This is a genomic window from Pseudomonas sp. NPDC089395 (assembly GCF_044749525.1).
GTDB lineage: Bacteria > Pseudomonadota > Gammaproteobacteria > Pseudomonadales > Pseudomonadaceae > Aquipseudomonas.
This window is the reverse complement of sequence record NZ_JBIVID010000002.1, coordinates 285,311-305,700: the sequence shown is the minus strand read 5'-3', so window position 1 is coordinate 305,700 and position 20,390 is coordinate 285,311. Positions and strand designations below refer to the sequence as shown.

Below are 20,390 nucleotides of genomic sequence, written 5' to 3'. Positions count from 1 at the left end.
AAGGGGTAACCATGCAAACAGAAGCGTTTGTCAGTTTTCGCAATGTCCAAAAGAGCTACGACGGCGAGCACCTCGTAGTAAAGAACTTCAACCTGGAAATTCAGCACGGCGAATTCGTCACGATGCTCGGCCCGTCCGGCTCAGGTAAGACCACCTGCCTGATGATGCTGGCCGGTTTCGAGACCGTGACCCACGGCGAAATCTGCATCGACCGCAAGTCGGTCAATGACATCGCGCCGCAGAAGCGGGGCATCGGCATGGTGTTTCAGAACTATGCCTTGTTCCCGCACATGACCATCGAGGAAAACCTCGCGTTTCCGCTCAAGGTGCGCAATCTCTCGCGCACGGAAATCCAGGAACGGGTCCGCAAGGCCTTGGACATGGTTGCACTGGGCAAGTTAGGCAGCCGGATGCCGGCGCAACTGTCGGGTGGCCAGAAACAACGCGTCGCCCTGGCGCGAGCGCTGATCTTTGAACCGCGCCTGGTGTTGATGGATGAGCCGCTCGGCGCCTTGGATAAGCAACTGCGCGAACAGATGCAGTACGAGATCAAGCGGCTCTCCAAGCAACTGGGCATCACGGTGGTCTACGTCACGCATGATCAGAGCGAGGCGCTGACCATGTCCGACCGCATTGCGGTGTTCAACGATGGGGTCGTGCAGCAGCTCGCCAACCCGGCCGATCTTTATGAAAAACCAGAAACCGCCTTTGTCGCGAGCTTCATTGGGGAGAACAACCGCTTGCATGGCGAAGTCGTCGAGCGCGACGGCCGCTTCTGCCGGGTTCGGGTCGGCGATCACACCCTGAAAGCGCTCTCGGTCAATGTGCCAGCCAGCGGCGAGAAGACCACGCTCTCAATTCGGCCTGAGCGCGTGGCCATAGACCCCGCACCAGGCCTGTACGAGAACCGGTTGCCGGCCTGTATTCAGGAAATCATCTACCACGGTGATCACCTGCGGGCACGGTTGCGCCTGGCCGGGCATGACGAGTTCATCGTCAAGCTCGCCAATGCTGCCGGCCACGTACGCCCACAACCAGGTACCTGCATCGATGTTGGCTGGTCGGCCGAAGATTGCCGGGCGCTTGACGCCTGACTTCGTCCTACCTGAGATCCGGAGTTCGTCATGAATGTTCTACCTTCTGTGAACACGCCGTACGAAAGTGCAGGGGACGCCGCACAAGCGGGCAACCTCAAGGCGCGCCTGGCCCGCGCGGAACGTATCAACAAAACGCGCTCGCTGCTGCTGGTGCTGCCGCTGCTGGCATTTATCGCCGTATTTTTCCTGCTGCCGATCGGCGATATGTTGGTGCGAAGCGTGCAGAACGCCACGCTTTCGCAGTCGATGCCGGAAACGTCGCGCGCCCTGTCTGCCTGGAACGGCGCCGCTTTACCCGATGAGCAGGCCTACACCGCGCTAGGATCGGAGCTGTTGGCATTGCAACAATCCCGTGAACTGGAACGGGTTTCTTCCGACCTGAACCGGGTCAAGAGTGGCATGAAGAGCCTGTTGGCGCGGACCGCACGGGAACTGGCCAAGGCACCTCAGCCCGTTATTGGCTATCGCGACCTGATGATCAAGGCGGACAAACGCTGGGGTGAGTCAGGAACCTGGAACCAGCTCAAGGTATTGGCACCGGCCTATTCGGGGGTGCACTACATGGCGGCCCTCGATCTGCAATACGACGACCAGGGTAACGTGGCCCGCCAACCCGAGAGCCGGCGCATCTACGTGGATGTGTTGCTCAAAACCTTGGGCGTAGCCTTGGGTATCACACTGGCGTGCATCGTACTGGGCTACCCGTTGGCCTACATGCTGGCTACCTTGCCGCCAAAACTTAGCAACGTGCTTATGATTCTGGTGCTGCTGCCGTTCTGGACTTCATTGCTGGTTCGCACCAGCGCCTGGATAGTGATCCTGCAATCCAATGGTGTGCTCAACAGTGCTTTGTTGAACCTTGGCGTCATCTCGCAGCCCCTGGACCTGATCTACAACATGTTCGGCACGGTTACGGCAATGACCCACATCTTGCTGCCGTTCATGGTGCTGCCGATGTACAGCGTGATGCGCAGTATCGATAACACCTATATCCGCGCTGCGCACTCCATGGGCGCAAGTTCGCTGCGAACGTTCCTGCAAGTGTACTTCCCGCTTTCGCTGCCCGGGCTCAGTGCTGGCGGCATCCTGGTGTTCATCCTTGCCATCGGTTACTACATCACGCCCGCGCTGGTGGGCGGTCGTACCGGCCAGATGATCAGCAACTTCATCGCCTACCACATGCAGTCCTCCCTCAACTGGGGGCTCGCGGCCGCCATCGGCAGTATCCTGCTGCTGATCGTCCTGTTCCTCTACTGGCTGTACGACCGCATCGTCGGCATCAGCAACATGAAACTGGGGTGATCGATCATGAGCCTTCCAAGCTATACCGGCCCGGTCGGGCGCGTGTGGTTCTACAGTGTCCGCGGCTTTGCCCTGTTGGTGCTGCTGTTTCTGGTATTGCCGATCATCGTGATCACGCCACTGTCGTTCAACGTGGAACCGTACTTCAGCTTCACCAGCGGCATGCTGCATCTGGACCCTGAAGCCTTCTCGCTACGCTGGTACCGTGAGTTGCTGGAGGATCCGCTGTGGATCCTGTCGTTCAAGAACAGCTTGCTGATTGCCACATGCTCGACGGTTATCGCGACGGCGTTGGGGACTGTCGCGGCACTTGGGCTCAGTCGCTCGAACCTGCCGTTCAAACGGCTGCTGATGGGAACATTGATCTCACCGATGATCGTGCCCGTGATCATTTCGTCGGCGGGCATGTACTTCTTCTACAGCACGCTCGGCATCGCCCAGAGTCACCTCGGCATCATCCTGGCCCATGCGGTATTGGGCACGCCGTTTGTGATCATCACCGTCACGGCCACTCTGGTGGGCTACGACCATTCGCTAACCCGGGCAGCGGCCAGCCTGGGCGCATCATCGACCTACACCTTCTTTCGGGTGACGTTCCCGATCATTCGCCCGGGCATCATCTCAGGTGCGTTGTTCGCGCTGGTGACGTCGTTCGATGAGGCGGTAGTCGTGCTGTTCCTGGGGGGGGTGGAGCAGCGCACGATTCCACGTCAGATGTGGTCGGGCATGCGCGAGCAGATCAGTCCGACCATTCTCGCTGCCGCCACATTGTTGATCCTGGGCTCTGTCTTGTTGCTCGTCGCCATCGAGTTCCTGCGCAGGCGATCACTGCGCATGCGCGGGATTCGTGAATAACCGGTTTTTCTGCCAATAACCTTCAACACAAAAAGGTAAGACCGTATGAAAAGCATTCTCTTCGTAGTTTCGGCGCTGGCTTCCTGCATCGCGATGGCTAATGACAGCCTGACGGTGGTGTCCTATGGCGGCAGCTTGGCCACGGCGCAGATCGAGGCTGTGCACAAGCCTTTCGCTAAAGAGACGGGGATCAAAGTGATCTCGGAGGACTACTCCGGGGGTATCGCGCAGGTGAAGGCCCAAGTAGATACCAATAAAATTACCTGGGATGTCGTCGACATGGAGTTGCCCAATGCTGTGAGGGCGTGTAATGCCGGGCTGCTTGAGCGCATCGACCCCGATAAGGACCTGGCACCAGGCTCCAACGGTAAACCTGCCAGCCAGGACTTCATTCCCGGCGCGCTGTCTGACTGCGCTGTGGCCAGCATCGTCTGGACGACAGCCGTCGCTTTCAATACCCACGCCTTCAAGGGCGAGCAGCCGACCACGCTCAAGGATTTCTTCGACACCAAGACGTTCCCAGGTAAGCGCTCGCTGCGCAAGGCGCCCCAAGTGAACCTCGAATGGGCCTTGCTGGCAGACGGAGTGCCGCGCGATGAAGTTTACGCAACCCTGGAAACCGAAGAGGGACTGGAGCGAGCCTTCGCCAAGCTGGACACCATCAAGAGCCAGGTCATCTGGTGGGAGGCGGGTGCACAGCCGCCGCAGCTGCTCGCAGACGGTCAGGTAGTCATGGCCTCAGCCTACAACGGCCGGATCTACGACGCACAGGTGAAAGAGAAGCAGCCGTTCAAGATCATCTGGGATGGCCAGATGTATGACATGGACGTGTGGACGATTCCGAAAGGTACACCGAAGAAGCAGGAAGCCCTCAAGTATCTTCGCTTCGCGACCCAGAGTGCGGTCCTTGCTGACCAGAGCAAGTACATCGCCTATGGCCCGACCCGTGAGTCTTCCCAGCCATTGGTTGTTGCAGATGTGAAACCGCATTTGCCAACGACACCGGAAAACTTCGCGTCGGCACTGCAAGTGGACTCCACCTGGTGGGCCGATCATGCGGATGAGCTGAACGAGCGTTTCAATGCATGGCTTTCGAAGTAAGGCGCTGCTTTAGCGAGTTTTAAGCTCTGACGGGGCGGGGGTGATGCAGAACCCGCGCCCCGTCTGGATGTCGCCTGCATGTCGGGTCGGTCCTTGAGCTGATGGATCTGTTGTTCATGATTTAATGAGTGAGGTTGATCGTGGAAAGTGTGGTTGCAAGACGATGCATGACATTCGAACGGATCAGGGAGGTGGCCAGTGAATTGATGTGCGAGTTGGGCTATCGGGGCATGAGTATGCGGGCGCTTGCTGCGGCAGTCGGTGTGCAAGCCGGATCGCTATATAACTTCGTCGAGAGTAAGCAACTGCTGTTGTTCGAGCTGATCAACCAGCATGAGCACGACCTGCTGAAAGTACTGCGTGACAGAGCTCTGGGGCAAACCGACAGCGCCGTTCAAATGCATTCACTGCTTTGGGAAAAGCTGGCCGAATACAGCGCGCAGGGTGGGAGAGCAGCTCGGGTCGCGAAAGCTGAAATTCACCACCTCGATATCGAGCAGGCCGAAGCCATTGCCGAGATTCGTCAGTTGCAACGTCAAGAGCTGTTGCGCCTGATTGTTAAAACAGCAGGTGATGACATTGGCTTGAGTCCGGAAGGGCTGGAAAACCTGTGTGATGAGCTGCATGCACTACTGATCTGTCATCTCAATCTTGAGGCGGAGCCGCACGTGGATCCCACTCAAGTGATCAGGCGACAGTTACGAATTTTATCCACTCGGTTACTGCTTAATCGGGACTGACTGAATCGAGGGTGAGCGTCCGGCGCGAAAACTGACTTCGCTGGGCGCTTCCAACAAGCGCGTCTAACGGCAGCGCGTAACTCACGTAGATGCATTACCTTCTACCGTACCTAGCGTTGCTCAGATCACTGAAGCTGGCGCTGACCAAATCGTTGCTGTGGATTTCGCGATTAGCAACTGGGGGAGGGTGGAACGTAGGGTTTTAGCCTTCATCCTCGTTAGCGGAGCTGGCCCATGCAGCTCGCATCCACTTAGGCATTTTGCAGGCCATTAGCTTCTTGTGTTCCTCAGGGCTAAGCGAGTGGGCGATCTTCCTTATCGTTTGCTCAGTCAGCCCTGTTTTCCCAAGATGCCGATGAAACAGCCCGTCATCAGCAGAAATGCCACGCCTTCACGATCACTGACAGTGGCGTCGATTTTGTGTCGTTGGTAGATGCGTTGGATATCCTTCGGCTGTGCGTAGGCAGGTGCCACAGCATCATGCTTCAGGACGCGATCTGCGGTTAGCTCGCTATCTGGGATACCGAAAAGCGGGTGTTGCTCACCACAGTAAAGGCCGGACTCCTCCTCATACATGGGGAAATGATCCAAGCCCGGTGCCGGTCGTAAGCGTGGAACCATGCCAATATGGAACTGGCCGTTGAGCACGCCCTTTTCGATTTCATTGGGTGGGAGCATGCGAATATTGATAGTCACCTCAGGGGCTTGCTGCTTCAGCCGCTGTAGTGAATGGACAATGCGCATGCGGCGCATGGTTATCAGATTGTCAGTGATGCCAATGGATAATTCGCCCTTGAGTGAGGAGTGAATGGCATTCACCTGTCTGCGAAAGCTATCCAGTGATCCGAGCAGACCGAGGGTGTGCTCGTGCACTTGATGCCCGGCATCCGTAAGGGAAAAGCCGGTGCGCCCTCTGTGGCACAAGCGAAAGCCCATACGTTTTTCGAGATCGGCCATGCTTGCACTGATGGCCGAGCGGGTAACGTTCAGTTCCACCTCTGCCGCGGTGAATCCACCCGACTCGACTACTGTTTTGAAGACTCTCAACAGGCGCCGGTCGAAGTCGCTGACCTGACTGGAAAAATGCATTTTTTTAGTCGCCATGGACTATCCCATTGGGAGAAGGATTCGGGGCATTGTCCAGAGATCATTTGAGAACAGACGTGAATTTCTGTGAGGCGCCTGAGTTGTCCATCCGTCAGAGAAGTCCGGGGAGCGCCAGGCGTGGAGTGTCCTGGCCCTTGGCGTCTCTACGTCTCCGCATTGCTTCATAACAATCTATAACATTGCGGGCAAGCATGGCAAAGCAGAGCTAAGGTGCCTCTAACTAGCCGCATTCGATATCATACATTTGTACAAATTAATGCTAGCAAACCTGAACATTTAACGATTTCCAGTACCGCAAAGGCGTTTTAGTCTCCTGTTCAAGCGTTGAACAATAATAAAAGGAGACACCCCATGCCCATTCAGTCAGAGCATGATCCGCGCCTAAAACGAGCGCTGAAAACACGCCATATCAGCATGCTTGCCCTTGGCGGCGTGATTGGCGCAGGTCTGTTCGTCGGTTCCAGCGCAGTCATTGCCTCAACCGGCCCGGGTGCGTTCCTCACCTATGCCATCACCGGCATCATCGTCGCCCTGGTCATGCGTATGCTCGGTGAGATGGCCGCGGCACATCCCACCAAAGGTTCTTTTGTTGACTACGCCCGAATGGCGTTTGGCCGGCCGGCGGGGTACATGACCGGCTGGCTGTACTGGTATTTCTGGGTCATTGTCGTCGGCTTTGAAGCCGTGGTTGGCGGTCAGATCATCAATGGCTGGTTCCCGGATATTCCGGTCTGGGTCATTGCTCTTGGGCTCATGATCAGCATGACCTTGCTGAACATGATGTCGGTGCACTCCTTTGGCGAGGCCGAGTACTGGTTCGCCGGGGTTAAAGTGGCCGCTATCGTTGTGTTCCTGCTCGTGGCGGGCGCGTACGTGTTCCATCTGTGGCCGAACTCGACTGCCACGTTTGACAACCTGACCCAGCACGGCGGCTTCTTGCCCCACGGTGTTGGTGCACTGTTCACGGGTGTCGTCGTGGTCATTTTCTCGATGACAGGTGTCGAGGTCGCGACACTCGCCGCGGCAGAATCGGAAGACCCTACCCGCAACATCCGCAAGGCCGTGAACACCGTCATGCTCCGCATCCTGGTGTTCTTTGTGCTGGCCACGTTCTTCATCGTTGTCGCCCAGCCGTGGACCAGCCTGACCCCAGGCAAATCGCCTTTCGTGACCACACTGGAGCACATTGGCATTCCCGGTGCTGGCGAGATGCTTACTGCGGTCATTCTGGTTGCCGTGCTGTCGGTGCTCAACGCCGGCCTCTATACCTCTTCGCGCTTGCTGTTCGTCCTGGCGTCCAATGACGAGGCGCCTCGTTGGATTGCTGGCGTGAACAAAAAAGGCGTGCCGGTTCGTGGCGTGCTTGCCTCCACCTTGGTGGGCTATGGCTGCGTGGTTATTGCAGCGCTGTGGCCGGATACGGTGTTCCAGTTCCTGATCAATTCCTCGGGCACGGTGTTCTTGTTTGTCTACCTGATGATTTGCCTCTCGCAACTCAAGCTGCGCCGCAAGTGGGTAGAAGAGGGCAGCCTGAAGTTCGCCATGTGGGCTCACCCATGGCTGCCGCTGCTGGTCACCGCTTCGATCATCGCCGTCCTGGTCAGCATGGCATTCGACCCCTCCATGCAGATGAGCCTGCTGCAGTGCGTGATAGCCATCTTCGCTATTGCTGCTTCGTATCTGGCACTGAGCCTTTCTCGCAAGCGTCAGCGAGGTGTCAAAGGCCAGTCCGTCACCATTGCTTAGTCAATAACGCCGTATCAGTACACCCCGGACCCGGGGCCCTCAATGGGAAGCCAACAGCATGTCAGCGAAATACGAATTGTCCCAGTTGCCCAACAAACCGCTGTGGTTCGCGCCAAGCCCGTCGCGTGAGCGACTGGATGGTGCGGTCCAGGCCGATGTCGTCATCGTCGGAGCGGGTTACACAGGGCTGTGGACGGCCTACTACCTGCTCAAGAGTGATCCTTCTCTGCGCGTAGTTCTGCTGGAGAAAAACGAAGTCGGTTTTGGTGCCTCTGGGCGCAACGGCGGTTGGGCATCGGCAATTTTCCCGATCTCGCTGCACCGCGTAGAGCAGCTGTATTCGCACAATTCGGCTCTGCATCTGCAGGCTGCAATGAACGAAACAGTCGATGAGATTGGCCGGGTACTGGCTCTGGAAGGGGTAGACGCTGACTATGCCAAGCAAGGCTTCCTGTCGCTGGCACGCAGCAAACCACAGATGGAGCGGGCCCGGGCAGCGGTCGAATCCTCGGCACACTTTGGGCTCCCCGATCAGTGGCGCGTACTTGAGGCTGCTGAAGCCCAAACATGCATAGGCGCTCAAGAAACGCTGGGTGGCCTTTATACCGAACACTGTGCGCTGATTCATCCGGGCAAACTGGTGCGCGGGCTCGCTACGTTGGTAGAACGCCTGGGAGCGAAAATTTATGAGCAGTCGGCAGTCACTCAGATGGCGCCGGGGGTGGTGCACACCGCCCATGGTTCGGTGCGCGCTGAAATGACTGTGCGTGCCACTGAGGCATTCACTTCCCAACAGCCCGGACACTCGCGTTTTGTCATTCCGCTGTACTCGTTGGTCCTGGCCACCGAGCCACTGCCTGGCGATTTGCTGGCCAAGCTCAAACTCGATCACCGCATGGCCTTCAACGACATGCGCCACCTGCGCGTTTACGGTCAGGTGACGGCGGAAGGCCGGTTGGTCTTCGGTGGCCGTGGGGCGCCCTACAACTGGGGCTCGCGCATGTCTGCCGAGGACGATTTGGTGGACAACATCCACGGCAAGATCTACGACACCCTGCTCGAGTTCTTCCCGGCGCTGCGAGATGCACGCATCACTCACCGTTGGGGCGGCGCGCTAGGCGTCTCGCGCGACTGGTGCCCAACGGTGAGCATCGATCGCAATAAGCGCATGGCCTGGGCGGGTAACTATGTCGGTGACGGCGTAGCCACCAGCAACCTGGCCGGGCGTCTGCTGCGCAACTTCATTCTGGAGCGCGACGAGGAAATCAACACGTTGCCTCTGGTCAACCACCGCTCGCCATCCTGGGAGCGCGAACCCTTGCGTTGGTTCGGTATCAACAGCGGCCTCGCCGCGGCCTCGCTGAGTGATATCGAAGAACGCTTCACCCACAAACCTTCGCGTACCGCGATGCTGCTGGAAAAGCTCACCGGCGCCCATTGATAAGGAGAAAACCCTATGCCTTCGTTCACCATCATCAAGCACGCCGACATCAAGGCCCTGCCTCTTAACCCCGCCGGCCAGCGTGCAGGGGCTGACAAGGGTGACCCACAGATCGCCATCCAGACCCTTGCTCCAGAAGCAGTCGGTAATCTCGGTGTGTGGGAATGCCAACCCGGTGGCTGGCCAGTAATCGAGCGACCTGACACTGAGTTCACCTACATCATTTCCGGTAAAGCCCTGCTCACCGACAGCAGCACTGAAGAAGTCGTAGAAGTGAACGGCGGCGACCTGATCATCCTGCCGCCGGGGTGGACCGGCCGTTGGGATGTGCTCGAGACCGTACGCAAGGTCTACGCAATCTACTGAAACATGAGTACGGCGAGCAAAAAATGCTCGCCACCGTAGTTACCCTTTGATGTGAGAAAGACAATGACCCAAACCATCATGAACTGGATCTCCGGCGCTCAAGCCGAGGCCACCAGCGGCCAGCAACTGCCGGTCTACAACCCAGCCACCGGCGTGGTCACTGGTCAGGTGCAACTGTCGGCGCAGAAAGACGTGGATGCTGCCGTGGCATCGGCCAAGGCTGCCTTCCCGGCCTGGAGCAATCTGTCGCCGCTTCGCCGCTCGCGGGTGCTGAACAAGTTCCTGGCGCTGCTGAATGAGCACAAAGACGACCTGGCGCGCATGATCACCGCTGAACACGGCAAGGTCTTCACCGACGCCCAGGGCGAAGTAATGCGTGGCATTGAGATCGTCGAATTCGCCTGCGGCGCGCCGCAGTTGCTGAAAACCGATTTCACCGATCAAGTCAGCACCAACATCGACAACTGGACCCTGCGTCAGCCGCTGGGTGTGGTCACCGGCATCACCCCTTTCAACTTCCCGGTGATGGTGCCAATGTGGATGTTCCCGGTTGCTCTGGCCACCGGCAACACGTTCGTGCTCAAGCCAAGCCCGTTGGACCCGAGCCCGAGCCTGTTCATCGCCGAGCTGCTCAAGCAGGCCGGCCTGCCAGATGGCGTGTTCAACGTGGTTCAGGGTGACAAGGACGCGGTGAACGCACTGATCGAGCACCCAGATGTTCAGGCCGTGTCGTTCGTAGGTTCGACTCCGATCGCCAACCACATCTATGAAACCGGCGCTCGCCATGGCAAGCGCGTCCAGGCACTGGGCGGCGCGAAAAACCACCTGGTCGTGATGCCCGATGCAGATATCGACCAGGTGGTCGATGCCTTGATCGGTGCGGCCTATGGTTCGGCCGGTGAGCGTTGCATGGCCATTAGCGTGGCGGTGTTCGTCGGTGACGATACCGCTGAAAAAGTCATGCCCAAGCTGATCGAGCGCACCCGCGAGCTCAAAGTGCTCAATGGTACCAACCTCGAAGCCGAAATGGGCCCGATCGTTACCCGTGCTGCGCTGGACCGCATCACCGGTTACATCGAGCAAGGTGTAAAAGAGGGGGCGACCATGCTGGTCGATGGTCGTGGCTTCAATGGCCAGACCGCAGGCGACGGCTGTGGCGATGGTTTCTGGCTGGGCGGCACGCTGTTCGACAACGTCACTCCAGACATGCGGATCTATAAGGAAGAGATTTTCGGCCCGGTGCTGGCGTGCATGCGCGTAAAAGACTTCGCCGAAGCGCTCGACCTGATCAACGCGCACGAGTTCGGCAACGGCGTGAGCTTGTACACCCGCGACGGCCACATCGCCCGCGAGTTCGGCCGCCGTATCCAGGTGGGTATGGTCGGTATCAACGTACCGATTCCGGTGCCGATGGCCTGGCATGGCTTTGGCGGCTGGAAGAAGAGCTTGTTCGGTGACATGCACGCTTACGGCGAGGAAGGGGTGCGCTTCTACACCAAGCAGAAGAGCATCATGCAACGTTGGCCGCAAGCCATCGCCAAAGGCGCAGAGTTCGCGATGCCGACCAGCCATTAAGGCTATCGGCTAGCTGACGGAAAAGGCCCCGCCCACGCAGCGGGGCCTTTTACATTCCGCTGATTTCAATCGATCAGCTTTGTGTTCTTGCCCGCCTGAATGGCAATCCAGAAACGTGCGATGCCGCTGGTAGTGGTTGGCTTCAGCCCTGTAAGTTGTTCAACCAGCTTCAAACGATAGACAAGCGTTTGGCGGTGAACATTCAGGTCGAAGGCGGTTGCTTTCCAATTGCCGTCGTTTTGCAGAAAGGTAATCAATGTGGTCAGCAGTGCCGCACCCTGGGTACGATCGTGCTCAATCAATGGACCCAGATACCGACCTACCAGTGCACGTGCTTCAGGCATCGACTTGGGTGCCATGATCAACCCGGTTTCCGCCTCGCCATAAGCCAGGATTGCTTTGTCTATTTCCTGGGCTTGGATAAGCGCGAGCCGGGATTGTCGGAAGCCTTCTTGTAGGCCCGTTGCTGCTGAGATTGGCCCGCTAACGCCGATGACAGTGCCGGCACCAAGGTTGGTGCGCAATGCCTCAAAGATTGATGGCTGATTTCGACTGAGCGCCATCAACAGTCCGCTTTCGACAAACAGCAATGGTGTTAGCGCGTACAGAGAAGGGCAGTGATGAATATCGTCGATTGACCATGGACCGGCTGGCCCTGGCAGTATCGCCAAACTGACCAATGTGCCTGTGAGCCCATGACGCTCCAGCATCGGCAACGCTACAGAGAACTCGGTTGTACCGTCGAGCAAGCTGCGCAGCAGCGACTCACCTACTTCGCGTTGCTGGTCGCGTTGGATCATCAGACGCTCCAGTTCAACACCCAGCAAGCCAGCCAATGACCGCACCAATATGGAGTCATCGGCAGTACGCCTGGCGCTACTCGAGATAATGAGATTGGCACGGGCGCGACCACCAATCGGTATCCGTTCGATGTGATCGACATCTTCTGACGATACGCCCTGGGCTTCGACAATCTTGAGCCCGCTGACGGCGTCTTCTATGGTCAGACTCATACCCAATGCAGTGGCGAGGATCGATAGCCTTCCAGCCATTTCTGGTTGCTTGCGCAGTGCCTCTGCGTAAGTCTGAAACAGCCGTTCGCTGGCATTGAACCGCTCCCGCTGTGCCTGCAGAACACTTTCAATCACTTGGTGTGAAAGCTTGACGAACTCCAGTTGGAAACTCGCGCGGAGCACTGGAAAATGCAGCCTGTCGGCAGCTTCCAGCAGTGCTAGCGTCAAGTCCGGGGCATCTTGCCTGGGAGCGATGACCAAGGCGCTAGGGTTGCTCTGTACGAGTTGCTCCAACCATTCAACCTGCTCCTGCGAAGTCTGTGGAAGGCCCACGCCGGTGGTCATTACCAGATCACCCGGTGACACCCAGCGCCAAGGGTCGGGCAGGTCAACCGTATGTGCCCAGGTGATGGTCCGTCCAATACCCGCCATGCCGGCGGCAACCTGCAGTTTCAGTGGATCAATAGCAATCAGATTTTGCACCGTCAGCATTAGAAGCTCTCGTGTCACGCGGATAAAACAACGCACTCTGCACAAACAGGCGAGTATTGCCAGAATAAGCGGGATGATCTACAGGCAGCGGAGCCGAGCTCTGACTTCACAGTCAGAGCCTTGGCCATTACCGCAGTGTGCGACACGGAGGAGGGAGAGTAAATGCAATAGTCAATGCGTTGACTTAAGCTGGCGCTTGCCTATTTTTCGACTGGCCTGGCACTGGTTAGCCCGCAGTACGACCGCCATCGACAGTCAGTGCGGTACCGGTAATAAAGGAAGCGTTACTGGAGGCCAGATAAATGACCGCCTGCGCTACGTCATCCACCGTACCCAGGCGTCCGATTGGGTGGAGATTGGTCATGTACGCGATCGCCTGCTCCAACGTCATGCCCGTCTTCATCAGTTCTTCATAGGTCTGCTGGGAAAGCTCGGTTCTCACCGACCCCGGCAAGACAGCATTAACCCGTATGCTGTACTTTCGCGATGCCCAGTCCAGTGCTGCGGACTTTGTCATGGAGACCACTGCGGAACGGCTCGCTGCATAGGACAGTGCAAATGCAGCGCCGTGAAGTGCACCGATGGACGCGACATTCACTACAGCTGCTTGCGGAGTCTCGGGCGTGCGGGCCCTAAGCAGATCCACCATGTTCTTCAATGCTAGATAGGTGCCATCTGCGCTAATACTCATGACCTGCTTGTATTGCTCAAAGCTAACGTCTTCAATGCCACCGGTTCTCATGATGCCGGCGTTGTTAACCAGAATATCGAGTCGCCCGTGGTCCTCCTAGAGCCCGTTGATTGGTTGTGCGAGGTGTTCGGAGTCAGTCGCTCAAGTTACTACGCACATCGCCATAGAAGGCGAACTCCAGACGTTGAGCGACTGAGGTTGCGCAGTCGAGTGAATGAACTGTTCACGCAGGGACGAAGTGCGCCCGGCAGCCGCAGTATCAAGATGATGATGCGAGATGAGGGTGAGAAAATCGGGAGATTCAAGGTGCGCAGTCTGATGCGTGAGCTGGCGTTGGTCAGCAAGCAGCCAGGGTCGCATGCGTACAAGAAAGCCACGGTGGAGCGGCCAGACATTCCGAATATTTTGAACCGGGCGTTTGATGTCGAAGCGCCAAATCAGGTCTGGTGTGGCGACATCACTTACGTTTGGGCGCAGGGCAAATGGCACTACCTGGCAATTGTCTTGGATCTCTATGCACGCAGAGTGGTGGGCTGGGCCTTATCAGAAAAGCCGGACGCAGACCTCGTGGTCAGAGCGCTGGACGTGGCTTACGAACAACGCGGTAAGCCTCAAGGGCTACTGTTCCATTCCGACCAGGGGTCGCAGTATGGCAGCCGTCAATTCCGCCAGAGACTGTGGCGCTATCGCATGCGCCAGAGCATGAGCCGCCGAGGCAACTGCTGGGATAACGCGCCGATGGAGCGAGTCTTTCGCAGCTTGAAGTCAGAGTGGATACCGACCACGGGCTACCTGACCGGGCAGCAAGCCCAACGAGACATTAGCCAGTACCTGATGAGCCACTACAACTGGATCCGCCCCCATCAATTCAACGATGGACTGGCCCCGGCGAAAGCTGAAGAAAAACTCAAAACTGTGTCCGGAATGAGTTGACCACTACACAGCGAGGACGAAACCCTTGTGCAACTGATCCAGCCTCGCTCGAAGTACCAACCAAAAAAGGCTGCCAGCGCCAACGATCAAAAGCAAACCAGCTACATTGGGCTGGAGCAACGCAATCGAGACGGGGATAGTAGCTAGGGAGGTGAGAATTGCAATAATCACGGGCACTGAGCGGAAGAAGCGTAGGGCCTGTGAACCAGATGTGTTCGACATTAGATCGTCCTTGAGGGTTGGGTTGAGTATGGTAACAACGTGCGGAGGCCATGCGAACGTTGTGTCAGTTGATTGTTACCGCAGCAAGCGAGGTGCCCCTGGAGCGGGAGCGGTCGCTCAGCGACGTAGCATTGACTACGTCGCTGAGCATCGAGTTAGAAGTTATCGCGTTTATAGTGAATCGAGCGGAAGAGCAGTTGGCCTTCACCGTCGAAGAACGGTTCTGTCAGGGGATTCGATTCCCAACCGTCTGAAGATTCGCATGCCGATACATCAGGCGGCACAACAGGCGCTTCCTTCAGTTGCTCTGGTAGCCCGTGGACGCGCAGAATCTGCCCTTCACAGATAGCCTTCTTCAAGACCTTCAGCGATTGGCGTTGCACCAGCTTCAGCAAGGCCGGTTTGAGCTCGAGGTAAAGCGCGGGTCCGTGCTCATCGGTGTGCGTCACACGTCGGCCAATCAAATGGGCGCTTTGGAAGACGGTCTCTTCGATAAAAACCAGTGACAGGCTCAGGTCTGCGCGGACGGACTGCGTCGGCAGATCGATACGCATGCCATAGCTATCACCCAGTTCAGTGCGCTCGTAATGAATGAACTGGCCCTTGGACACACGTTCCAGCACTTCCACGGCTAGGTCCGGGTTATCGGTCTGCAAGGTGCAGAGGATTTCGTCTGGTTCGGGCTTGATCTCCACCCGCAACTCGCACTCCAGGCTGAAGTGGTTGGCGGGGGAGATGAACAGCAGGTCATCCCAGCCACTCGCGGGTGCGTTAATCCAGCCGGCGGCGGCTGCGCCTCCCAGCAGTCCATCACATAGCGTTTGGTGATAGTCGGTGTACTCCCATTCGTGTCGGTCAACAGATTTGGGAGCCGTCAGCTTTTCGACCTGCACCAGTTGACCATCGAGCAAGACCACCTGGAAGCAACTACTGTCCTCGTCTGCAAACTGGACATACTGACGGCGCAAGGGGGAGGTGATAACCGGTTCTGAGCACGGTACCCCAAACACTAGATAAGCGTGACCCTGGTACAGGAACGGAATGAACTCGTCGCCTTCGTCGTTATAGTGGCGCTCCTGCGACCACTCCTTCAGGCACTGAGCAAGCCAGCGCCGATGCTGCGACATGCGAGGGTTCTCAACGATGTGCGGTTCGACGAACTCCGGCAGATCCTCCCACTCATCGCCTCGCTGGTACTCGAGCAGGTAGTCGCGGCTGGCTTGATACCAAGGTGCGACCTCCCACATGACTTTAAGGTCATCACCAACTGGCTCAGCCGTGCGTGCCTCGACGGTGATTTCAGCATCAAAGGTAAACAGCCGTGGCCAGAAAATGCGGGTGCCTATCAACTGCAGTTCCACGCCGTTGATACTGACCCGGCTCTGGATTACCGCCAGCGGATCCGGACTGAGGTCGGTGGGCTGCCACGCAGCCGGCGTGATTGGCTGCAGCACATCGGCCAGTGTTACCGGGTTGCCCGGGACCGCGAAGACTTGTCGCAGTGCTTCGCAGAGCTCAGGCAGGTTGCGGTTAGTGAGGATCAGTTGACTGACCGAGGCGGCCAACCGGCGCAGATGCTTTGCCAGGTACGCGGCAGCAAGTGGCGATTGGGGCAGCTCGGCCAGCTGCAGGGCGTGCTGCAGTGGACGTTCTTCATTCAGGCGGGTGCATAGATCCGACCAATCGGTACAGCCATACGGCCCTCGCGCTAATACGTACTTGGCGGTGGTCAGGTCGATACTGAACAGGTCGCGCAGGCGCTTGGCCTGGACTTTGATTGATTCGTGGGGTGCGATGGGAACCATGAGTTTTCTCCGTTGCTCCAGTAGGAGCGACATCGGAGACGCCCACCCGCCATCCCCGATGCCCGGAAAGGCTCAGGTCAGAAGTTTACAGTGATGAGCATGGTTCGATCCGGTTAGCTGCGGCCAGCGAGGCCTCTAAAGGGGTGGGCAGCACGTCGACCATGTAGCGACGTCCGGCAACGCTAGCGCAAAGCGCACCAAGCTTCAAGCTACGCGGTTTGGCATTCACCGCTAGTTGAGCGCGGCAGGTCCCTGCGCAGGCCGCTGAGGCCGCCCCGTAAACGGTACCTTTCTCGACCAGAAGGGTACAAATTCCCTGCCGCAGCGAGAGGCTTAGCAGACATTCCTTAGGTGAAGCAGGGGAAGGGGGCGGTGCAGTACTGTAAACTTTGCCGATAGACAAAAATGGTATTGGAAATTGTATATGCAGGCGATAGAGCTACTGGGCGCTTGTCCTTCAGTCCGTCTCCGCTGCTGGAGCGCTCAGTTTCGTTGTTTTGTCGCGCGCCAGGATCAGGTGCGAAATCAGGCTGCTTACGTCCTGGGTAACGCCCGGCTAGCCTCGGCATGGCTGACTCGCCCGGCGCTTGGACTAGATCGACGCTGCCCCTGCAGCCTTTTGGTGGATCCCGACAGCTATCGCCAAGTTGGCCAGTACCTCACAAGGATCGAGTACGGTGTTTATTGAGCGGCCCCAGCTTAGTCGTCACGACTCTTGAACCTTTCCTCCTGACCTAAGCCTCCTATGCAGACATTACCGACGGTTTGCAGCAGAGTAGTGCCTCGTTGGGTGTCACGTGAGTGACCTTTCACCTCCAATTTCCCTATCTTTTCAGCCAACCCCCGTAGAAATTGTATGCTGTCTCTATGATGGCATGCTGGGCAGTCCAGCTGACCGCGAAAAGGATTTGGGGGGGGCGATGAGCGATTATCAGGGCATGCGTTGGTTCAAAACGGACTTTCAGGTTCAGACGCCGGAGGATAATCGCCATTGGGCTGACGACGATCTGCGTTTGCACGAACGGCGGCCACTGGTAGACGGGAAGGCTTGTGAGCTGGGTATTCAGGAGAAAGCGCGGCGCTTTCTGCGACGCTGTCATGAGCTCGAGCTCCAGATGGTCGGCATCACCGATCACAATTTCTCGGAAAAATCCGAACCCCGGGACTGGTTCCTCACCCATCTAGTCGAACAAAACAGAGCGGTGGCCAAGGACCTAGAGCGTGAACCGCTGGCTCTTTTTCCAGGTTTCGAAGTGGACATCGGCTACCACGTGCTCTGCTTGTTCCAGCCGGCCAAGAGACAGCGGGACATTCAGCGTCTCAACATGATCCTCAGCAAACTGGGGTTGGCCGAACATGAGCGCTTTCGGGCTGGGGTGCCCCTGCAGCTGCGTCGTGACGGGCGTACCCTGAGCCTGAAAGAGCTGATCGAAGTGGTCGAGCAGCATGATGGGCTTGTCATCGCGGCCCATGCCGATCAGGCCGATGGCATGTTGACCTCGCCCAATAACATTGCCGACTACCAAATTCCCCAGCTGCTTGCGGTGGAGGTCGCCACTTACCCGATGCCGGCCAATATTCGGTCCATTTTGCAGGGACGTGATCGGAATTGGTCCAGGCGTGGGCGTCAGCCCGCTTACGTCCAATCCTCTGATGCCAAGTCGTTGAAAGTGGGCGACGACGGACAGCCACTGGCGAACTCATTGGGTTATCGGTCAACCTGGGTAAAAGCCTCCAAGCCTTCGATCGCGGCGCTTCGTCAGGCCTTCCTGGACGGTGCGTCTCGGCTACGAATTCAAGATGCTCGCCCCTCGGATGAGCAGACGCATCCCCGTATCGTTTTTCTCAAGTGCCGCGGGTTGACGTTCCTCGCCGACCAGACGGTGTATTTCTCACCCAATCTGAACACGATCATTGGCGGCCGGGGCACGGGTAAATCGACCCTGATGGAGTTGCTGCGTTTCGCCTTCGCCAGGGATACCGGTGGCCAGTTCTCTGCGTTCATTCAGGCGAAGTTCGACCGCTTGCGTCAGACCTTTACTGGTGACGCCGAGATCCAGCTCGGTTGGGAGTCGGTGCCCGGTCAAGTGGATGTCATTTCGCTGCGGCCGGACGGCCCTCACCAAATTGTGCAGGGTGAAGTCTTGGATACTGCTGCTTATCTCAAGCAGATCCCCATCCAGTTCTACAGCCAGCAACAACTCAGCGATCTCACCAGTGTCGGGGGCGAGAGCAGCTTGCTGAGCATGCTAGATGAGGCCTGCAGTGCAGAGCTGCAGGCACTCAAAGCCCGTGAAAATACGCTGCGTGCTGAAATCATGCAGGTCTTTGCCGCTTCCGATCAATTGGCCGAATTGCGCAATGCCGAGAAGGACGTGGCACAACAACTGACTGAGCTCAATCGTCAGTGGCAAGCCCGTAAAGAAATTCAGGCAGAAGCGCTGCAGTTCCAGCGAGCCGAGGCCAGTCGTCAGTACTTCGAAAAAGCCAAGGCTCAATCCGTCAGCGACGCTCAGGCAATCACTGCACTCGCCGAAGCGCTTGCCCAGCCGGGGGTGCTGAACAATGGCAAGATCGAAACCTGGCCCATGGCGGGCTGGTTTAATGCCTACACCGAAGGTGCGTCGGCGCTGCGTCTGAAATACTCAGAACAACTGGTCGCGCTGGCGACGTCCATGCAACGGGAAGAGGCTGAGTTAGAGCAGCGTATGCAGGGTTGGCAGGCGGTGTCGGCTGAGCTGACGACCATTAAAGATGGATTTATGCAGGCTTGCCAGGACAGGGGACTGCTGCCTCAGGACGTCGCGCGGCTCCAGGAAATCGACAAGACGCGGCAGATCAAACAGGCAAACCTGGAACAGCTGCGCAAACAGATCGAGGGCCTCGAGCCTGCGGTGGAAAAGCTCTCCGCCCTAGTAGAAGAGCTGCACGCATTATGGGCAGAACAATTGTCTATTCGTAGTCGAACCGCCGGGGAAATTTCCGAGAAAGCCAATCGTTCGATCAACATCCTCGTGCAGCCCATGGGTGATGAAGCTCACTTTCAACAGGTTTGGGAGGGGCTGGCCCCGGACGGGCGCGCCCGCATCGGCAGGGCATGGACACTGATTGGCGAGGTATTGTTTGCAGACTTTCAGAACCATGTGGCCGCCAATCAACCAGCGACTTACTCGCCTTGGCTGCACATCAGAACCGTCCTGACCGAGCAAATCCCTGTGCCTCAACAACTGGAGGGGCTCACTGGCGATGTTCGTAAGCATCTCGCTGAACAGAAGGATAAATGGCGCGCTGCACGATTGACTCGCATCGAGGACCAGGTTGATCTTGAACTGTACCGCGCCGATGGGACCCTGGTCGGAAGCATTCAAAGTCGGGCGCTTTCAGAGGGGCAGCGGAACACGGCGGTGCTGAAGCTGTTACTGGCGCAGGGCGACGGCCCTATCGTCATCGACCAACCAGAAGACGAGCTGGATTCGAACTTTATCTACCATGAGCTCGTGCCCTTGCTGCGTAAGGTCAAGAATCGCCGGCAACTGATTTTGGCGACCCATAATGCCAATCTTCCCGTCAATGCTGACACTGACCTGGTCTTTGCACTGGATGTTAAAAACGGGCGTGGCGAGCGGTTAGCCGTAGGCGGGCTCGATCAGTCGGATACCGCCAATGCAGTGTTAAACATCATGGAAGGCTCAGCGGAGGCCTTCAAACGGCGCTTCGAAAAATACCATTTCTAAATTCATGTGATGAGGTGCACTGAGGCGGCGTGAATCAGCGTGCGGGGGACTCATGCAGGACCCGCACCCCTCATTGCCAATTTTAAGGAGTACCGACGCCTCATTGCGCGGGATTCGTACCTCAGCGTGTTAAGCATTACGTACAACGTATTTTTTATTACGATTTGCCT

The 20,390-nt window shown here is 57.5% G+C and carries 14 protein-coding genes and 2 pseudogenes; 12 read left to right on the top strand and 4 right to left on the bottom strand.

The window, feature by feature from the left end; translation table 11 throughout:
• Window positions 1-11: 11 nt before the first annotated feature.
• The 5 genes from ACIPZG_RS06360 to ACIPZG_RS06340 all read left to right on the top strand — a co-directional run bounded on the left by ACIPZG_RS06360 (window position 12) and on the right by ACIPZG_RS06340 (window position 5,095).
• Complete coding sequence (locus ACIPZG_RS06360) at window positions 12-1,094, top strand: ABC transporter ATP-binding protein (protein WP_400711222.1); 1,083 nt, start codon at window positions 12-14, stop codon at window positions 1,092-1,094.
• A gap of 30 nt (window positions 1,095-1,124) precedes the next feature.
• A complete protein-coding gene (locus ACIPZG_RS06355; protein WP_400711219.1) occupies window positions 1,125-2,399 on the top strand; it encodes an ABC transporter permease in 1,275 nt (424 codons plus the stop codon).
• 6 nt (window positions 2,400-2,405) lie between these two features.
• Window positions 2,406-3,254 (top strand): ABC transporter permease, encoded by an 849-nt coding sequence (locus tag ACIPZG_RS06350; RefSeq protein ID WP_400711216.1) that lies wholly within the window; start codon window positions 2,406-2,408, stop codon window positions 3,252-3,254.
• 45 nt (window positions 3,255-3,299) lie between these two features.
• Window positions 3,300-4,355: an ABC transporter substrate-binding protein gene (locus ACIPZG_RS06345; protein ID WP_400711213.1), complete on the top strand. Its 1,056-nt coding sequence runs from the start codon at window positions 3,300-3,302 to the stop codon at window positions 4,353-4,355.
• Window positions 4,356-4,522: 167 nt separating this feature from the next.
• Entirely contained in the window at window positions 4,523-5,095 is a 573-nt protein-coding gene (locus ACIPZG_RS06340) for a TetR/AcrR family transcriptional regulator (RefSeq protein ID WP_400711210.1), read from the top strand.
• A 330-nt stretch (window positions 5,096-5,425) separates the two neighbouring features.
• On the opposite strand, the gene ACIPZG_RS06335 is transcribed toward ACIPZG_RS06340, so the two are convergent.
• The gene (locus ACIPZG_RS06335) at window positions 5,426-6,199 is read right to left on the bottom strand and encodes a LysR family transcriptional regulator (protein WP_400711207.1); all 774 of its coding nucleotides are present in this window, start codon (window positions 6,197-6,199) and stop codon (window positions 5,426-5,428) included.
• 354 nt (window positions 6,200-6,553) lie between these two features.
• Between ACIPZG_RS06335 and ACIPZG_RS06330 the strand changes: the two genes are divergently transcribed.
• The 4 genes from ACIPZG_RS06330 to ACIPZG_RS06315 all read left to right on the top strand — a co-directional run bounded on the left by ACIPZG_RS06330 (window position 6,554) and on the right by ACIPZG_RS06315 (window position 11,330).
• A complete protein-coding gene (locus tag ACIPZG_RS06330; RefSeq protein WP_400711204.1) occupies window positions 6,554-7,948 on the top strand; it encodes an amino acid permease in 1,395 nt (464 codons plus the stop codon).
• A 58-nt stretch (window positions 7,949-8,006) separates the two neighbouring features.
• The gene (locus ACIPZG_RS06325) at window positions 8,007-9,389 is read left to right on the top strand and encodes an NAD(P)/FAD-dependent oxidoreductase (protein ID WP_400711201.1); all 1,383 of its coding nucleotides are present in this window, start codon (window positions 8,007-8,009) and stop codon (window positions 9,387-9,389) included.
• Between the two features lie 15 nt (window positions 9,390-9,404).
• Window positions 9,405-9,755: a cupin domain-containing protein gene (locus ACIPZG_RS06320; protein ID WP_012314472.1), complete on the top strand. Its 351-nt coding sequence runs from the start codon at window positions 9,405-9,407 to the stop codon at window positions 9,753-9,755.
• Window positions 9,756-9,818: 63 nt separating this feature from the next.
• Window positions 9,819-11,330: a CoA-acylating methylmalonate-semialdehyde dehydrogenase gene (locus ACIPZG_RS06315; RefSeq protein ID WP_400711198.1), complete on the top strand. Its 1,512-nt coding sequence runs from the start codon at window positions 9,819-9,821 to the stop codon at window positions 11,328-11,330.
• Between the two features lie 65 nt (window positions 11,331-11,395).
• Here the strand turns inward: ACIPZG_RS06315 and ACIPZG_RS06310 are convergent, their stop codons facing one another.
• Together ACIPZG_RS06310 and ACIPZG_RS06305 are read right to left on the bottom strand one after the other, a co-directional pair.
• The gene (locus ACIPZG_RS06310) at window positions 11,396-12,835 is read right to left on the bottom strand and encodes a PucR family transcriptional regulator (RefSeq protein ID WP_400711195.1); all 1,440 of its coding nucleotides are present in this window, start codon (window positions 12,833-12,835) and stop codon (window positions 11,396-11,398) included.
• A gap of 226 nt (window positions 12,836-13,061) precedes the next feature.
• Window positions 13,062-13,610 (bottom strand): annotated as a pseudogene (locus ACIPZG_RS06305) (SDR family NAD(P)-dependent oxidoreductase); the annotation flags it as partial.
• Window positions 13,611-13,628: 18 nt separating this feature from the next.
• On the opposite strand from ACIPZG_RS06305, the pseudogene ACIPZG_RS06300 reads away from it, so the two are divergent.
• Window positions 13,629-14,459: pseudogene (locus tag ACIPZG_RS06300) on the top strand (IS3 family transposase); the annotation flags it as partial.
• 377 nt (window positions 14,460-14,836) lie between these two features.
• Here the strand turns inward: ACIPZG_RS06300 and ACIPZG_RS06295 are convergent.
• Window positions 14,837-16,486 (bottom strand): hypothetical protein, encoded by a 1,650-nt coding sequence (locus tag ACIPZG_RS06295; protein WP_400711192.1) that lies wholly within the window; start codon window positions 16,484-16,486, stop codon window positions 14,837-14,839.
• Between the two features lie 424 nt (window positions 16,487-16,910).
• Here ACIPZG_RS06295 and ACIPZG_RS06290 point away from each other — a divergent pair, with 424 nt between their 5' ends.
• On the top strand, window positions 16,911-17,174 hold the full coding sequence (locus ACIPZG_RS06290; RefSeq protein ID WP_400711189.1) for an antitoxin Xre/MbcA/ParS toxin-binding domain-containing protein: 264 nt from the start codon (window positions 16,911-16,913) through the stop codon (window positions 17,172-17,174).
• Window positions 17,175-17,406: 232 nt separating this feature from the next.
• The gene (locus ACIPZG_RS06285) at window positions 17,407-20,220 is read left to right on the top strand and encodes a TrlF family AAA-like ATPase (protein ID WP_400711186.1); all 2,814 of its coding nucleotides are present in this window, start codon (window positions 17,407-17,409) and stop codon (window positions 20,218-20,220) included.
• Window positions 20,221-20,390 lie beyond the last annotated feature (170 nt).

Bases quoted from the DNA above. Each gene is read 5' to 3' on its own strand.
- ACIPZG_RS06295 (WP_400711192.1), bottom strand. From the start codon at position 16,486: ATGGTTCCCATCGCACCCCACGAATCAATCAAAGTCCAGGCCAAGCGC.
- ACIPZG_RS06360 (WP_400711222.1), top strand. From the start codon at position 12: ATGCAAACAGAAGCGTTTGTCAGTTTTCGCAATGTCCAAAAGAGCTAC.
- ACIPZG_RS06340 (WP_400711210.1), top strand. From the start codon at position 4,523: ATGACATTCGAACGGATCAGGGAGGTGGCCAGTGAATTGATGTGCGAG.
- ACIPZG_RS06320 (WP_012314472.1), top strand. From the start codon at position 9,405: ATGCCTTCGTTCACCATCATCAAGCACGCCGACATCAAGGCCCTGCCT.
- ACIPZG_RS06355 (WP_400711219.1), top strand. From the start codon at position 1,125: ATGAATGTTCTACCTTCTGTGAACACGCCGTACGAAAGTGCAGGGGAC.
- ACIPZG_RS06310 (WP_400711195.1), bottom strand. From the start codon at position 12,835: ATGCTGACGGTGCAAAATCTGATTGCTATTGATCCACTGAAACTGCAG.
- ACIPZG_RS06350 (WP_400711216.1), top strand. From the start codon at position 2,406: ATGAGCCTTCCAAGCTATACCGGCCCGGTCGGGCGCGTGTGGTTCTAC.
- ACIPZG_RS06290 (WP_400711189.1), top strand. From the start codon at position 16,911: ATGCAGGCGATAGAGCTACTGGGCGCTTGTCCTTCAGTCCGTCTCCGC.
- ACIPZG_RS06325 (WP_400711201.1), top strand. From the start codon at position 8,007: ATGTCAGCGAAATACGAATTGTCCCAGTTGCCCAACAAACCGCTGTGG.
- ACIPZG_RS06315 (WP_400711198.1), top strand. From the start codon at position 9,819: ATGACCCAAACCATCATGAACTGGATCTCCGGCGCTCAAGCCGAGGCC.
- ACIPZG_RS06335 (WP_400711207.1), bottom strand. From the start codon at position 6,199: ATGGCGACTAAAAAAATGCATTTTTCCAGTCAGGTCAGCGACTTCGAC.
- ACIPZG_RS06345 (WP_400711213.1), top strand. From the start codon at position 3,300: ATGAAAAGCATTCTCTTCGTAGTTTCGGCGCTGGCTTCCTGCATCGCG.
- ACIPZG_RS06285 (WP_400711186.1), top strand. From the start codon at position 17,407: ATGAGCGATTATCAGGGCATGCGTTGGTTCAAAACGGACTTTCAGGTT.
- ACIPZG_RS06330 (WP_400711204.1), top strand. From the start codon at position 6,554: ATGCCCATTCAGTCAGAGCATGATCCGCGCCTAAAACGAGCGCTGAAA.